Source organism: Syntrophales bacterium (genome assembly GCA_030655775.1).
In the GTDB taxonomy this organism is placed as follows: Bacteria; Desulfobacterota; Syntrophia; order Syntrophales; family JADFWA01; genus JAUSPI01.
Window position 1 is genome coordinate 1 of record JAUSPI010000029.1, and the last position, 15,634, is coordinate 15,634.

19 protein-coding genes are annotated in these 15,634 nt (G+C 44.1%); 16 read left to right on the forward strand and 3 right to left on the reverse strand.

Features of this window, described 5'->3' with window-relative positions:
• Positions 1-639: 639 nt before the first annotated feature.
• The 10 genes from Q7J27_01450 to speD all read left to right on the forward strand — a co-directional run bounded on the left by Q7J27_01450 (position 640) and on the right by speD (position 8,164).
• Positions 640-831 carry a type II toxin-antitoxin system VapB family antitoxin gene (locus Q7J27_01450; protein ID MDO9527804.1) on the forward strand — a complete coding sequence of 64 codons (192 nt, stop codon included), beginning with the start codon at positions 640-642 and terminating at the stop codon, positions 829-831.
• 8 nt (positions 832-839) lie between these two features.
• A complete protein-coding gene (locus Q7J27_01455; protein ID MDO9527805.1) occupies positions 840-1,205 on the forward strand; it encodes a type II toxin-antitoxin system VapC family toxin in 366 nt (121 codons plus the stop codon).
• 71 nt (positions 1,206-1,276) lie between these two features.
• Positions 1,277-2,451, forward strand: a protein-coding gene (locus tag Q7J27_01460; GenBank protein MDO9527806.1) for an IS3 family transposase whose coding sequence is annotated in 2 segments (ribosomal slippage) — positions 1,277-1,550 and positions 1,550-2,451 — 1,176 coding nt in all. Because the reading frame shifts where the segments join, the coding sequence is not laid out codon by codon here.
• 114 nt (positions 2,452-2,565) lie between these two features.
• Positions 2,566-2,844, forward strand: a complete 279-nt coding sequence (locus tag Q7J27_01465; GenBank protein ID MDO9527807.1) for a type II toxin-antitoxin system Phd/YefM family antitoxin — start codon at positions 2,566-2,568, stop codon at positions 2,842-2,844.
• On the forward strand, positions 2,844-3,167 hold the full coding sequence (locus Q7J27_01470) for a type II toxin-antitoxin system RelE/ParE family toxin (protein ID MDO9527808.1): 324 nt from the start codon (positions 2,844-2,846) through the stop codon (positions 3,165-3,167). Before Q7J27_01465 ends, Q7J27_01470 begins: the two co-directional genes overlap by 1 nt.
• A gap of 213 nt (positions 3,168-3,380) precedes the next feature.
• Positions 3,381-3,578, forward strand: coding sequence for a hypothetical protein (locus Q7J27_01475; protein MDO9527809.1), 198 nt, complete (start codon positions 3,381-3,383; stop codon positions 3,576-3,578).
• On the forward strand, positions 3,526-3,999 hold the full coding sequence (locus Q7J27_01480) for a nucleotidyltransferase (GenBank protein ID MDO9527810.1): 474 nt from the start codon (positions 3,526-3,528) through the stop codon (positions 3,997-3,999). Before Q7J27_01475 ends, Q7J27_01480 begins: the two co-directional genes overlap by 53 nt.
• A 317-nt stretch (positions 4,000-4,316) precedes the next feature.
• Positions 4,317-4,442, forward strand: a complete 126-nt coding sequence (locus tag Q7J27_01485; protein MDO9527811.1) for a hypothetical protein — start codon at positions 4,317-4,319, stop codon at positions 4,440-4,442.
• Between the two features lie 153 nt (positions 4,443-4,595).
• Entirely contained in the window at positions 4,596-6,596 is a 2,001-nt protein-coding gene (locus tag Q7J27_01490; protein ID MDO9527812.1) for a cation:proton antiporter, read from the forward strand.
• Between the two features lie 491 nt (positions 6,597-7,087).
• On the forward strand, positions 7,088-8,164 hold the full coding sequence (gene speD / locus Q7J27_01495) for an adenosylmethionine decarboxylase (protein MDO9527813.1): 1,077 nt from the start codon (positions 7,088-7,090) through the stop codon (positions 8,162-8,164).
• A 63-nt stretch (positions 8,165-8,227) separates the two neighbouring features.
• Here speD and thrC read toward each other — a convergent pair whose 3' ends face one another.
• Complete coding sequence (thrC, locus tag Q7J27_01500) at positions 8,228-9,622, reverse strand: threonine synthase (protein MDO9527814.1); 1,395 nt, start codon at positions 9,620-9,622, stop codon at positions 8,228-8,230.
• Between the two features lie 198 nt (positions 9,623-9,820).
• Positions 9,821-10,762 (reverse strand): selenium metabolism-associated LysR family transcriptional regulator, encoded by a 942-nt coding sequence (locus Q7J27_01505; protein MDO9527815.1) that lies wholly within the window; start codon positions 10,760-10,762, stop codon positions 9,821-9,823.
• A gap of 73 nt (positions 10,763-10,835) precedes the next feature.
• Here Q7J27_01505 and yedE point away from each other — a divergent pair, with 73 nt between their 5' ends.
• From yedE to rpsT, 6 genes are all read left to right on the forward strand, one after another.
• Complete coding sequence (gene yedE / locus Q7J27_01510; protein ID MDO9527816.1) at positions 10,836-11,951, forward strand: YedE family putative selenium transporter; 1,116 nt, start codon at positions 10,836-10,838, stop codon at positions 11,949-11,951.
• Position 11,952: 1 nt separating this feature from the next.
• Positions 11,953-12,489 carry a DUF3343 domain-containing protein gene (locus tag Q7J27_01515; GenBank protein MDO9527817.1) on the forward strand — a complete coding sequence of 179 codons (537 nt, stop codon included), beginning with the start codon at positions 11,953-11,955 and terminating at the stop codon, positions 12,487-12,489.
• A 1-nt stretch (position 12,490) separates the two neighbouring features.
• Entirely contained in the window at positions 12,491-13,372 is an 882-nt protein-coding gene (locus Q7J27_01520) for an NAD(P)H-hydrate dehydratase (protein ID MDO9527818.1), read from the forward strand.
• A gap of 48 nt (positions 13,373-13,420) precedes the next feature.
• Positions 13,421-13,642, forward strand: coding sequence for a sulfurtransferase TusA family protein (locus Q7J27_01525; GenBank protein MDO9527819.1), 222 nt, complete (start codon positions 13,421-13,423; stop codon positions 13,640-13,642).
• A gap of 26 nt (positions 13,643-13,668) precedes the next feature.
• The gene (selD, locus tag Q7J27_01530) at positions 13,669-14,721 is read left to right on the forward strand and encodes a selenide, water dikinase SelD (GenBank protein MDO9527820.1); all 1,053 of its coding nucleotides are present in this window, start codon (positions 13,669-13,671) and stop codon (positions 14,719-14,721) included.
• A 105-nt stretch (positions 14,722-14,826) separates the two neighbouring features.
• On the forward strand, positions 14,827-15,102 hold the full coding sequence (rpsT, locus tag Q7J27_01535; protein ID MDO9527821.1) for a 30S ribosomal protein S20: 276 nt from the start codon (positions 14,827-14,829) through the stop codon (positions 15,100-15,102).
• Here the strand turns inward: rpsT and Q7J27_01540 are convergent.
• On the reverse strand, positions 15,091-15,627 hold the full coding sequence (locus Q7J27_01540) for an LptE family protein (GenBank protein MDO9527822.1): 537 nt from the start codon (positions 15,625-15,627) through the stop codon (positions 15,091-15,093). The two genes, rpsT and Q7J27_01540, sit on opposite strands and share 12 nt — an antisense overlap.
• Positions 15,628-15,634: the final 7 nt, after the last annotated feature.

The window sequence follows — 15,634 nt, forward strand, 5'->3', positions numbered from 1 at the left end:
TACTGCATGACTGGTTCTTCTCAGTGCCATGCCGTATGTATAGCATGTTCAGGCCTGCCTCCGGCAGGAAAACTTTTCATCCCCGTTTACAAAACGGGGTATTCAAGTTTTAATATTTCATAAAATCTTAATTTTCACAATACCCGCGAAGAAAACTAATATGCCTCAAAAAGCCTTTCCGTTCAACAAGTATTACGTGTACCGGAAAGAAGATCATTAATATCACTTGATTTTTCGCTTTTTTCAAATTATATATTTTACGGAAATGTAACAAAAGGGGGGGATTTGATAACTTTTCTACAGAGCCGCTGTGACATCTCATCTCACACACATTTGATTAACTGCTAATGATACTCTCCGGAACCTGCCGCTGCATCTGAGCTACCCCTGAAATTAACAGTTTAAGACACGACCCTATTTAGTCCCCTGAAGATTCACCTAATATCAAACTCATCAGGGGAAATTGGTCTGATACGAAAAGGTATAATTTTCCGTTTTAGATATATTAATATAAAAATAGATGGAATTCATTCCGTGATATAAAGGCAATATAAGGAAAAGTTTCCATCTACTGATAATGTTAGCTTCAAATCAAATTTCTATTTGACATGCATGCATGATTAATACATATTAGTGCATATGAGAACAACACTAAACATAGACGACAAGATATTGGAAAAGGCATCGCGGCTGACAGGGGTTAAGGAGAAAACCTCTTTAGTGCGGCTTGGTTTAGAAGCTTTAATTGCTCGCGAAAGCAGCCGGCGACTTGCTAAACTCAGCGGAACCGAAAATAACCTACGTCCCATTCCAAGACGAAAATCTGCCTAAAAACTACCATGGTCATTGTTGACACTTCAATTTGGGTTACCCACCTGCGTCAAGGTCGCCGGCAGCTTGAAAAGTTACTAATGGATGCTAAGGTTATGTGCCACCCATTTATCATTGGCGAGCTCGCCTGTGGTAATCTGAAAAACCGGACCGAAATCATCTCCTTGCTTCATTCCCTTCCAATGGCTCCGACGATTGAATTTGACGAATTTCTATTCTTTATTGATCAAAATCACCTAATGGGAAAAAGTGTTGGTTTCGTCGATGTCCACCTTTTAGCGTCTGCTCAGTTGACCGGAGTACCACTGTGGACAGCAGATAAAAGGTTAAAATCTGCGGCAGATCAACTTGAATTGACATTTAGAAAAAGATAATCGGCACCTTGATGTATAATGCTTTTAGTGGACACCAAGTTGATGTACAATACAAAGACGGAGGTGTCGGAATGGAAAGAATTCCCAATGCAGTATACACAAAGGAGCTTCGGGAGGAGGCGGTTAAGCTGGTAACCGAACAAGGGTTTAAAATACCCGATGTGGGACGAAGATTATCAATACCCAAATCAACCATATCTTATTGGGTCACAGAAGAAAGGAAAGGGAAACTTTCCTCTGTGGGTAGCTCAAAGAAAACCCTTACAGAAGCAGAAATGGAGCTGGCACAGATCAAACGTGAACTTACCCAGACAAAAATGGAACGTGATTTTTTACGAAAAGCAGCAGCGTACTTTGCGAGAGAGCCGCAGTCAGGTACGCGCTCATGAGAAAACTGCGGCTTCAGTACACAATACCTTTTATGTGCCATATGCTGAATGTATCGCCAAGCGGCTATTACGCGTGGGCTTCTCGTCTCCCTTCACAACACACTCAGGAGGAGGCAAGACTGGAGATAGAGATAAAAGCGGCCCACGAGAGAACCCGTGGCACTTTTGGACCGGAAAGATTACAGCAGGACCTTGCAGCCCATGGCGTCAAGACAGGCATCTGCCGGATCAGACGGATCAGAAAGAAACTCGGAATACGTTGCAGACAGGTGAGGAAATTTAAAGCAACCACGAACTCGAAACATGCCCTGCCGGTAGCAATTAATTTACTGGAGCAGAACTTTGAAGCCTTATTGCCAAGCAGGGCCTGGGTAAGTGATCTCACTTACATCCCTACCGATGAAGGATGGCTTTATTGTGCTGCTCATAAAGACCTCTTTAACGGTGAGATTGTAGGCTACGCACTGGGATCGAGGATTACCAAAGACCTCGTCATAACATCTCTATTGATGGGGGTAAAAAGAAAACAGCCTCCGCCCGGTCTCATCAATCATTCCGATCGTGGAAGTCAGTACTGTTCCTTAGAATACCAGAAACTCCTTGACCGGTTTAATATGAAAGCTTCCATGAGCAGGAAGGGCAACTGTTATGATAATGCACCCATAGAAAGTTTTTGGGGAACAATGAAGAACGAGCTTATCTATCATCAACATTATGCCACAAGAGAACAGGCAATTAGAGAGATTACAGAATATATCGAGATATTCTACAATCGGCAACGACTTCAGAAAAGGCTTGGATACTTATCCCCTGTTGTTTATGAACGGCAATTCTATGCAGGGAGGAAGGCAGCTTAAATATTATTTATTGGTGTCCACTATTGACATCAGGGGTCACGGCGTTCGCAGTAAAAAATTCATCTTGACATTCGGTTCATATTTGGTACTATATATAGACCGGAGGTGGTAAAAATGAATATAATAAATGATATAAAGCCAATTACTTATTTAAAATCCAGAGCCGCAGATTTATTAAACCAAATTAACGCAACTCATCGCCCTGTAATTATAACCCAAAACGGGGAACCCAGGGCTGTTCTTCAAGATCCTGAAAGTTACGAAAATATGCGGAATGCAATTGGCTTATTGAAACTAATATCTCAAGGCGAAATTGATGTGCGAAATGGAAAGGTAAAGCCACAAAAGAAAGTGTTCAGAGATCTTGAGAATTCGCTGAAAGAAAAACTGTAATGAATCCAAAGTATAAAATTATTTGGACCAATGTTGCAGAAAATGATTTAAAAAATATCATTGAATACATTTCAGTGGATAGTCCTCAAAATGCCTTAAAACTTTTGAAAGAGATTAAGCAAAAAGCTACAGATCTTTATGCCCTCCCTGAAAGAGGCCGCATCTTGCCGGAGCTTCAAGACCAAGGTGTATTACAATACAGGGAATTAGTTATTCCCCCATGGCGACTAATATACAGAATAGCTGAACGGAAAATATTTGTATTATCGGTAATAGATTCTCGGCAGAATGTTGAAGATATCTTATTAAAAAGACTGATTTAACGAAAATGAAAGCTGCGAAAAACTTCATGAACTCCGACCGGGAACCCGGTGTGGCCAATTTCAATAGCTACGTTTGAGTTAAACGTGCCTTTAGCAGCTGCCTCTTTGTGTCCCGACGGGTTTATGGGGCTATGTCGGCGTTGAACATCGGATCTTCACGCCCTTTCAGTCTCCGCTCGCGCCCCGCCTATCAAGGGCGTTCGGCAGGAAAAAATGAGAATAATAGAGGAAAATTATCAGCGCATCACGGATGACAGACGTTCATTCGATATCCGCTTCTGGCAATCTCAAGGAGATCGTGCCATCTTTGAGGCAGTATCGGATATACTACATGACTATTTTTTGATTCGAGGTAAAGATGTTAACGAGTTCCGACTTCAGAGAACTGCTGAATCTTTTCGAAAAGCATGATGTCCGTTATCTTGTTGTGGGTGGCTACGCGGTAATGAAGTATAGCGAACCACGGTTTACGAAAGATTTGGACGTGTGGATAGCGACCGATCCTGAGAATGCAAACTCAGTGTATGTCGCATTGAAGGAATTTGGTGCACCGCTGGTAAACCTTACTGCAAATGACTTCACTCAGAAGGATTACTTCTATCAGATGGGAACGCCACCCTTGCGGGTTGATATTATGATGTCAATTCCAGGAGTCGAATTTGAAGTTGCATGGAAGAATCGAAAGGTGGTCGATCTGGATGGCTTTGAGATACCATTTATTTCGAGAGCTGACCTGATCCTGGCAAAAAAAGCGAGCGGAAGGCCGCAAGATAAAATCGATGTCGAGAAGCTCATAGAAGCGGAACAATTGGATTCACTCGACGAGGAATAGTGCGCCACTTCGCTCCGGATTCGGGGGTCAGTTCTTGCAATGCAACATTCCATCTGTACGACATCGAACAACCCGTTTATTAAAATGTGTTATTGCAAGACCTGACCCCAATCTTGCCGCAAATGGAAGCGAGTTCTATCAGGACAGGCACCGCGACTATTTTCGTTGTCAAACATGCAACTTGGTGTTTGTACCCTCTGAGCAGTTTTTATCTGAGGAAGCTGAACGCCAATTTTAAAAAGAGAAAACCCATCAAACCTTCATCGTACGGGCATTTTAAATATCAGCATAGGGATCAAGTCTGCTCTTGACCCCTTATGTCTTATGTTGACCCTTATGTCACCAATTATCCCCGCTGGACCAGAGAGAAACTTCCCGAAGATGGAATGGGCCTTTCGATCTCCAAAAACGCGATAGACTTTATCAGGGAAAATGATCTGTAGGAAGTGTAAGCCCAGCGCATTACATGGCGGGGTCTCCGGAACACACCCCGGTCAGAAGTAAATCTTTCATATTAATAATTTCCACTTTTTAGTACAATGTATGTTCCTTGTTGTTGAGGATAGGCTCACTATAAAACAAAGGTAAATTAAAATATGGGAATACCGCTGCTAAATGACATTTTAATCATTTTAGGGCTGTCCATCGCCGTCCTTTTTATATGCCATCGACTCCGCGTGCCGGCAATTGTTGGGTTCCTCCTTACCGGAATGCTGGCAGGGCCTTACGGACTGGGGCTGGTAGAGGCAGTTCATGAAGTTGAAATTTTAGCTGAAGTCGGTATTGTGTTGCTGCTTTTTACTATCGGAATCGAGTTCTCACTCAAAGACCTGATGCGAAGCAGGAAATCAGTCCTGATGGGGGGGTCGATTCAGGTATTGCTAACTCTTCTGGTTACTTTTGTTATAGTCTGGCAACTGGGTCAATCCATTGGTAAATCGATCTTCATAGGATTTCTCGTAGCCCTGAGTAGCACGGCAATTGTACTCAAACTAATCCAGGAAAGAGCCGAAGTTGACAGCCCCCACGGACGTACAACCCTTGGCATCTTGATCTTCCAGGATGTCATCATTGTTCCAATGATATTGGTTACGCCTCTACTGGCCGGAGCGACAGGGAATTCGGGCGAATACGCACTCTTTCTTCTTGCCAAGGGAATCGGCATCATTGGGCTGGTAATCGTCAGCGCTAAATGGATTGTGCCACATGTACTGTTTCAAATCGCCCGGACGCGTAGCCGGGAACTTTTTTTGCTGAGCGTTGTTGTAATGTGTCTTGCCGTTGCGTGGATAACTTCCAGTGCGGGGCTTTCCCTTGCCCTGGGGGCATTTTTAGCGGGGTTGATCATTTCCGAATCTGAATACAGTCATCAGGCGCTCGGAAATATTTTACCCTTTCGTGATGTCTTTATAAGCTTCTTTTTTGTCTCCATTGGCATGCTCCTGGATATTGGCTTCCTTTTCCGGCAACCGGGAACCATCGTGCTGCTTACATTGAGCGTTTTAGCATTAAAGGCAATCATCGCCGGCTTTGCAACGATTTTATTAGGATTCCCACTCCGCACAGCAATTTTGGTGGGACTTGCACTCAGTCAGGTCGGCGAATTTTCGTTCATTCTATCTAAGGCCGGCATCGAACACGGCCTGCTTACCGAAGATACTTATCAGATGTTTCTGGCTTTCTCCGTTCTCAGTATGGCGGCAACACCATTTATCATAGCGCTTGCGCCTCGCTTAGCAGATTTCACCTTGCGGTTGCCTATACCGAAAAGGTTAATATCGGGTTTTTATCCTGTTCCGGAAACAAAGATCGCGGGCAAAAAGAATCATCTTATCATCATCGGCTACGGAGTAAATGGGAGGAATGTAGCACGAACTGCCAAGGTCGCAGGTATCCCCTATGTAATCATTGAAATGAACCCGGAAACGGTAAGAAACGAACAGGCAGAGGGTGAACCGATTTATTATGGCGACGCAACCCAGGAGGCGGTGCTTCAGCACGCAGACATTAGAGATGCGATGGTGGTAATTGTAGCCATCGCCGACTGCGCCGCAACACGCAGAATTACCGAAATCGCCAGAAGACTCAACCAAAAGGCTCATATAATCATACGAACACGTTATCTCCAGGAAATGAAACCCTTATATGAATTGGGAGCAAGTGAAGTCATTCCGGAGGAGTTTGAAACTTCAGTAGAAATCTTTTCTCGTGTTCTGGCGAAGTATCTTATACCCAGAGACGAAATCGAAAGGCTGGTCGCTGAAGTGCGATCAGGTGGTTACGAGATGTTTCGAAGCCTTTCCAGAAAATCGACATCTCTTTCCGACCTAAAACTACAGCTTCCCGATTTCGAAATCAGCACCTTACGGCTTGATGAAAAATCACCAATAGTTGGGAAATCGCTGGCTCAGATTGAGCTAAGGAAAAAATCCGGAGTGACCTTGCTGGCAATACGTAGGAACTCGCAAATATTATCCAATCCGGACGTAGACATGTTATTTCACGCTAACGATGTGCTTTTTGTCGTCGGATCATCCGACAATATTGCCAGGATCGTGAGTTTATGCAATAATCCAGCAGAGGAAAATGTAAGTTAATATATCCGATATTACAGGCAATAGTCAGCATGATTTTTCACCTTAAACGGGCATGTCCTCGATGTAAGAGAAATCAAATTGTTCCTGCAGACAAAAGAAAAGAGAATGTGCGTTGTAAGTTCTGCGGCGCGGCTGTGCCTCCGCGAAAGTAACCTGAACGCTGTGACCCACGAGAGTTGTATCGATACTAAGCTTTAGCTCTTTTAAATGAAGGTTGCCAATTTGAAATTTTTTTCAGAGGCATTTTATTCTCGACACCCTAAAATAGACATTGAAAATAAAGACTGTCCTCCCCGTCCCGTAGGACAGCCGTCTCGGCTGTCTAAGCGATTCACCATTATGGACAGGCGGGACGCCTATCCTACTGTGTTGGAAGGGTCAATGTCTATTTTGGGGCAGCGAGCTTTTTCTTGACAGATAACCATTTTCTATTATATGAAAATTCTCTTTTACCAGCCGAATTTTATTTATAAGGATATGGAAGACCGCCAATGAAACCGACAGGAAAACAGTTCATAGCAGAATTTATCAATTGCTCAGCCGATATTCTAAATGATCAACAAGCCATTGAACGGATTTTAAGTGAAGGGATTGAGAAATGCGGGCTGAATCTCGTCAGCATAAACAGTCATAGCTTTAATCCGATAGGCGTTACATCTATCGCAATCATCTCTGAATCTCATATTGCCATTCATACGTATCCCGAAGCCCGTCATGCTTCACTGGACATCTTCACCTGCGCTGATGAATCCCAACTGTCCCTTGACATGTTGCACTTTCTGAAGGAGAAGCTCGGTCCGGAAACGGTCAGGATAGCAGAGATTACAAGAGGAAATCCCCTTGAAATAACACACACCGATTGGATAACAGATTTTTCCGAGTCCGTAGGATTTGAAATCCGGTACCATATTGAAGAAAAAATCCTGGACACACGGTCAAAGTATCAGCAAATCAATGTCATAAAGAATGAGACCTTCGGCAGGATGTTGTTCCTCGATGGAGAGCTGCAGATTGCGGCTGCTGATGCCCATATCTATAATCAAAGTATGGTTTCCCCCTTGATTGAGGCCGATAACAGTTTAAACAGTGTGGCAATCCTTGGTGGCGGAGACGGTGGAGTCCTTTACGAGCTTCTGAAACACAATCCCGGGAGCGTTACGCTCATCGACATCGACGAAGAAGTGATAAATACCTCCAAGAAATATTTGAAAAATATATGTTTCGATGCTTTTGATGATCCAAGGGTTGCGATCATAACCGATGATGCAAATACTTTTCTCGACGAGAAACACACCTTCGATGGCATTGTCTACGATTTAACGATGCATCCTGAATCATTCATTAATGTAGACAGAGAGATATATCTGGATGGAATTTTCTCAAAGATTAAAGATAATCTTAAAATGGGTGGTGTGTTAAGCGTACAGTGCTGTTCCCAATTTGACGCGACAACGCTCGGCATTATAACCGGAATTTTAAATAAACATTTTTCTGACGTTACTTTTACAAAATCGTACATACCATCTTTCTGCGTGAGCTGGGTATTCGCATCCGCTAAAAGAACGTAAGCTGCTCACCTTGCCGAAAAAACCTCCCGGTAAAAATCTTCGTATTAATTTGTCAGTCATTTTTTAAGGGCTTTTCGTCTTGAGGTTATCCTGGAGATATTCTTTAAATGTCGCGTAGTCACCGGGCAACTCAGATGGTTCCCCTACCCTGCTATCGATATCCTTCATGCTTTGCGGAAGCTCAGGTATTATGCCGAGGAGTTCCTTTATCTCATCGGGAAATTTGGCCGTATGCGCCGTCTCCAGAGATACACACAGCGGAAAATCACCGGACTCTTCAAGATAGACCTCAAGCCCCTTCCAGCCAACCGCTCCGTGAGGTTCGAGGACAACTCCATATTTGCTGTAAACACTTTCTATGGTCTGCCGTGTAACAGTATCAGATACACTCACTGAAAAAAATTTTTCTCGCATTGCATCGATATCGGGATAAGCATGAACGGTGCCGAGCCTGTCAACAGTACCGCCATATAAATCAAAGAACCTGGCCAGGTTGCTCGGATGGCCGACATTCATCGCATTGGACAGGCACGCCCTGGACGGCGACACCTTCTCATAGCTGCCCGTTTTCAGATATTGAGGGAATTCATCATTCTCATTGGTCGGCATGATCAGCTTCTTTACCGGTATCCCCATTCTCCTCGCATATTCGCACCCGAGCGCATTTCCAAAATTACCCGAAGGAACGGAAAAAACGATCTCCTCCTCCTTTGCGGCAAGCTGTGCATAGGCGTAAACATAATAGACAATCTGCGGAAGTATTCTGCCGAAGTTTATCGAGTTCGCCGATGTCAGGTTGAGATAGTCAAGTCCCGGCTCTGAAAAAGCCTGTTTGACCAGATTCTGGCAATCATCGAACTTTCCCTCGACGGATATCACCTGTACGTTATCGCCGATCGTATCCAGCTGTTTTTTCTGCCTCCCGCTTACCTCATCCCTCGGATAGAGTATATTAACATCAATCCCGGGAACACCTTTAAACGCCTCGCCAACCGCACTCCCCGTATCTCCCGATGTCGCCACAAGGACATTCAGTCTTTTACCCCTGTCCCGGAAATGACTCATCAGCCTCGCCATCATCCTGGCGGCAAAATCCTTAAAAGAAGCCGTTGGTCCCTGATCAAGCCTCATTACATATTTTCGGTCAAAAACCCTTTCCAGTGGAACGGTAAAATTATATGAGCCCTCAACTATTTTTCTCAACTCATGAGATGAAATCTCATCATGGAAAAATGCCCGGGCTACAAGCATTGCCGTCTCCGGATATGGCAACCCCTTTAATGCCATAACATCCTTCATAGAAATTTGAGGGATGACATCAGGCATAAAAAGTCCCTCATCAGGAGCCTGCCCCTTAAGAAGTGCATCCTTGAATGAAACGTATTCTTTAAACGGTACGATTCCGGAGATGCCGGTGAGGTTTCTGTTCGTGCTGTAATAACGTATCTTGTTCCCCATTGTTCAAATATTACCTTTCACATAGAAGAGCTGAGTTTACTGTCATAGCGCAACCTGTTTCGAATTTGACTGCGCCGAAGGCGGTACATTAACTTTAGTTCACTTTAGGCACTTCAAACTTTAGGCACTTTTGGGGTTGCGGCTTTGCCGCTTTGGGACTTTGCAGGATGACCTCTGTGCCTCTGTGCCTCTGTCATTTTATGCCTCGTAGTTCTTCACAAATTCCAGAAATAGTTTGTGATAATGCATTAAACTGAATTGCTTCTTGTAAATCAAATAGATATGCCTCTGAATGGTACAGTCCTGAATCGGCACTTCACAAAGAACCCCTTGTTGTAATTCCCGTTTTATAGCATGGACGGAGAGGATGGAGACGCCGAGACCGGCTATGATCGCCTCTTTGACCGCTTCAGAGCTTCCCATCTCACAGACAATATTGAACATGGAAAGAAGGCTCCTGTCAGTATTTTTACGCAAGTAGTCTTCCAAGATTTCGCGGGTAGCTGAACCCCTCTCTCTGATAACAAAGGGGGCTTTTGACACTTCATCCAGTGTCACATATTTCTTTTTCACCCATAGATGGTCTGCCGGTACAGCTAAAATAAGGTTGTCCCTCCAGAGGGATTCAACATTCAATCTTTTGTCAAAAGTCTGTTTGCCTATAAAGCCCATCTCTGCCTGATCATCCAGGATCATTTCGAGGGTTTCTTCGCTGTCAGAGGTTTGAACATAAGCCCGAATATCAGGAAAAAGCTCTTTGAAATCATTTAAAAGGCGCGGAAGGATATATGTTGCCGGTATGGTGCTGGCGCGGATAAAGATACTTCCCGATTCATTTTCCTTCATCCTTGAAATTTTTTCCTTTGCCTCATCTCTTAATCTGAGGATCTTTTTAGCATAATCATAAAGTATCTTCCCCTCAGGTGTTAAAAATATCCCCCTGTTTCTCCTGTTAACAATCCTGGCATCAATCGATTCTTCCAGGTTTTTAATGTGCTTGGTCAGAGATGGCTGGGTCAGAAACACCTTCTTGGCAGCTCGGCTGAAGCTTCCTTCTTCAACGATATGGACAAGAGATTCCATCTGTTGAATAGTGATATTCTTGAATTGATCATAACTCATGGAAAATTTAACTACCATAAATTTCGATTATACTCAACGAAGAATTATAACTATTATGAATTTGACTTATTCCTTAAATTTAGATAATTGCATGAAAACATCAGATATTGGAAAGGAAAAGGGTCTAATGGCGGGCAGGTTCTGGACACAGAAAACATGGATTATTCTTGGAGGGCTGACTTTCGGTGTACTCGCATCGTTGCTTACGAAATGGGGAAATCCTGCAAACATGGGCATCTGTGTTGCGTGTTTTTACCGCGACATTGCTGGCGGACTCGGCCTGCACAGGGCAGGAGTGGTACAATATATCAGACCGGAGATAATGGGTTTTGCATTTGGCGCCTTAATCTCAGCTTTCGCCTTCGGAGAATTCAGACCGAAAGGGGGTTCCTCTCCAATAATACGTTTTTTCTTAGGGGCATTTTTAATGATAGGCGCACTGGTCTTCTTAGGCTGTCCAGTAAGGGGGCTGATAAGGCTTGCCGGGGGCGACCTCAATGGCATTACTGGACTTTTGGGGATCATTGTGGGTGCATTTGTCGGAATTCAGTTTTTGAAGAGTGGTTATAATCTTGGTCGGACTGGAAGTGTATCTAAAATGTCCGCATCGATTGTACCGCTTATTATGTTTGGCCTTTTTCTTTTGATAATCTTCAAACCGGATTTCCTCTTTTTCAGTAAAAAGGGGCCGGGTGCAATGCATGCTCCCATCCTGATTTCACTTATTGCGGGAATCATCGTTGGCGTCATCGCCCAAAAGACGAGAATGTGCTTCGTTGGGGGCTGGAGGGATATTATGCTGGTTAGAGACTTTTATCTCTTCAGCGGCATTGTTTCCTTCTTTGTCGGGGTTCTGGTTTGCAACTATGTTCTGGGTAATTTCACTTCCGGTTTCTACCACTGGGGCTTTGAGAATCAACCGGTGGCTCACAATAATCATCTGTGGAATTTCCTTGGAATGGTACTGGCGGGCTTGACTGCGACACTTCTGGGTGGATGTCCCCTGCGCCAGACAATCTTGGCAAGCGAGGGGGATACAGACGCGGGAATTACCATACTTGGCCTCATTGCCGGCGCCGCTTTTGCCCATAATTTTCTTCTCTCGTCAAGCCCTAAGGGCACCGGCGAATTCGGTCCGGTAGCAGTCATCGCAGGTTTGCTATTTTGCCTTGTTGTTGGCGTCTCAATGATGGAAAGAGGGAAATAACATGGTCTTCGGGATAAAAAAGAAACCCCGCTTTGAAGGAGGAGGACTTTTCCTCTTTGAAAATGTCGAGAATGCCATAAAAGCAGAAAAGGTTCTTAAATCGGCAGACTATATGGTCAAGCTCGTGGCACCGCCCCCTGCCCTCAGGAGAGGATGCGATCTGGCCGTCGAGATAAACCTTGTTGAACAGATGGGGATAGAGAGACTTTTCAAACAGAAAGATGTAAACTATATCGAGGTTGTCCCCATGAAGGGTAGCGGAAATCTTCTGGAAATCGTAAAAATAACCGATTTCGGTGACGCAATAATGGTAAAGGCAGGTAATATGAAGCTTACATTTGATAAGAATACCGGAATAATTTTGAACACCTCCGGAGGGGGCTGTCCCGATATTCCCTATCTTCACGCCGAACTCATCGATAAAAAACTAACAGATACACCGAGGCCGAAGGAGATAGGCTATACCTTATGCGCGCTTATGATGGACCGGGCTTTTCTTGAGTGTCTGGATCTCTGGAAAAGTAAGGGGGGAAATTGAAATGATGCTCATCTGTGGAACAGTCCCGATAAAGGGCTTCCCGCTGACGCTGGGAGAGATTAAAACTAAAGTGGGATCATTGATCATAAATGATCTGGAAATCCCATGTACACAGGGTACTGCAGCCCTGATCAGCGCCGCATCAGCTACCACCTGTCATCTGAACATCACTCCACCCCAGGCACTATTAGTTGGCGACAATGGTGAAGGAAAAGGAAGCAGATTACTTTATGAGTATTTGATAAAGAATATTTCCGAACTTTCACCGGCCGTGCTGGTACTTCACTATTGCCTTCCCGTTATGGGCTTGATGAGACGGCTGTGTGAATCTATAGAGAAATGTCCTAAAAAGCCGATTATGATTGCGGATGCATCTTCGATGTATGCAGCAAAAGCAGCAGGATTGGCAGCAAAATTTGACATCTTCACTCCGGATTTCTGTGAGATGGCTTTTTTAGCTGATCCGGACGCCACACACCCCGCTTATATCAGCAGGCACCTTTTCGATACCGATATAACGCAGGCTCCCGAATTGGTGGCTGATGCTTATCGTAACAATAATGCAGCAAAGATGTTGCTTATTAAGGGAGCGGTTGATTATATAGTTGAAAATGGCAAAATCTTGGATACTATTACTGAACCTGATATACCCGAGCTTGAAGCCATAGGGGGAACGGGTGATACTATTACGGGTATGGTTTCTGCTTTTGTCTATGCTGAACTGGAATTACATCAGGCAGCAATTATTGCAACCAGGGCAAATCGTATGGCCGGAAAATACGCACAGGCTACGCCGGCTACGAGGATTCCAGAAATTATTTCCCAACTTCCTGCGGTGTTCAAGGATCATTTGTGCGAGTGGAGTGGAGTCTGTATTCCTTGAGTTTCGAGTTTAAAATTCAAAGTTTTGACAATCAGGGAGGTAATTATAATGGTTGAAGTCGATGTGCGAGGTTTAGGTTGCCCTATACCTGTGGTGAGAACAAAAAAGGTTATTGAGCAAAACCCGAACGAACAGGTAACCGTCCTCGTAGAAACCGCAGTTTCTAAGGAAAATGTATGCCGACTTGCAGAAAGCAAAAAATATTCAGTACAGGTGGAGGAAACAGCCGGGGATGAGTATAAAATGCTGCTGACCCCTTCCGGAAAGTAAACATGCGTGTTGGAAAAGGATAAAAAATGGACGACAAGACAAAAATACGTCTCACAGAGACAACACATGGTGCCGGATGAGCCTGCAAGATAGGTCCGGGGGACCTTCACAGAGCTCTGTGCGGATTGCCGCTCCAGTCCGATCCGAACCTGATTGCAGGGATAGAAAGTGCTGAGGATGCAGGTGTTTATAAGTTGAGCGATGACCTCGCCATTATTCAGACACTCGATTTCTTCACACCCATCGTTGACGATCCCTATACCTTCGGCCAGGTTGCAGCAGTAAACTCTTTATCCGATGTCTATGCCATGGGGGGAAAGCCGATTACAGCCATGAACATAATCTGTTTTCCCATAAACAAGATGGATATCGGGGTACTCCGGCAGATTCTTCTTGGTGGTCTGGACAAGATGCGGGAGGCAGAAGTAGTTCTGGTCGGTGGACACAGCGTGGAAGATGATGAGCTAAAGTATGGGCTATCTGTTACCGGGATCATCCATCCTGATAAGGTGCTGTTCAACAGGGGAGCCAGAGTTGGTGATAAACTTATCCTGACCAAGCCTCTGGGAACAGGGATTATCAATACAGCACTGAAGGGAGAGATGGCCGATGATGATCTGGTAGCCAAATCAATAGAATGCATGCTCACTCTAAACAAAAGGGCGGCGGAATTGATGACGGAGTTTGCCGATATTCACGCGTGCACAGATGTAACCGGTTTCGGGTTTCTCGGTCATGCCTGTGAGATGGTAGAAGGAAGCGATGTGGGAATGATTATTCATTCTTACCTGGTCCCCTACTTCCAAGAAATCCAGGAGCTGGTAGAAATGGGGATAGTGCCGGGAGGATTGCACAGAAACAAGGAATTTCGCATGCACATGATCAAGGCAGGTCCCGATTGTCCCGGCTGGATGGTGGATATCCTCTTCGATCCGCAAACTGCCGGCGGTTTACTCATTGCCTTACCTTCAGAACAGGCAGAAAAGTTATTGAAAAGGATGCATGATGAGGGTATAGAAGAAGCGGCTATCGTTGGTGAGGTTGTATCGAAACCCAAAGGGGAAATCGTGGTATTATAAATAATTGGTAGATATGACAATATGGGCTTGACATGATATTTAAACTAATATAAATAGTCTATTCTTTAAAAACAATTTAGGCTAAAAATAAGGGGGAGTTTTTTATTGGCAACACATAAATCCGCAGAAAAGAGAAACAAACAGAATGAAAAACAGAGGATGAGAAACACATCGATAAAGACCCACGTAAAGACGAGGGTCAAGGCGGTTCTCAAGTCTGTTAAAGATAAAGATATCGAAGGGGCAAAGAGCGCCCTTGCCAGTGTTATACCTGTTATAGACAAGGCCTCAGCCAAGGGTGTCCTTCATAAAAATACTGCGTCGCGAAAAATTTCAAGACTGACCAAGAGAGTAAACACCCTTCATACTTTAGAATCCTGACATAATATATCGGTATGTCTTTTCGGCTGTGTCTTCAGCAAGTTTCTTGAGGGCAGTTGTTCTATTAGTTTCAGTTGTATTCGGGTTACTTTCATCAACTAAGTAATCTTCATTCTCTGAAAGATTTTTATTCGCCCAGATAATTTTCTTGGTTTCTCTCTCCTCAAACACAACTTCCATGGTCACAGTTACGCGGTTTTCCTTGGCCAATTTGGATGCGCTGTAAGCAAGGTGAGGAGTAACAAGGCTGTTTATACTCCCCTTTAATACAGTATCGGCAAGGTTTTTACTGTTAACCAGCTTGAATCTGCTTCCTTTTCTAAACTGATCAATAAATGAGTTCCTGAAATAGTTTTCAACATTTGCTTCACTGGTATTGTTGGAAAAATTATCAACAAAAACCGTTTCAAGTCTTTTATCTATGTGATCTCCCGCCGGAGAGAAGTGGTATCCGCAACCAGCGGCAAGAAAAAAAAATGCCACGATAACTGTAAGAAAATTTGTTTTCAGTATTCGCCAAATCATACATAAA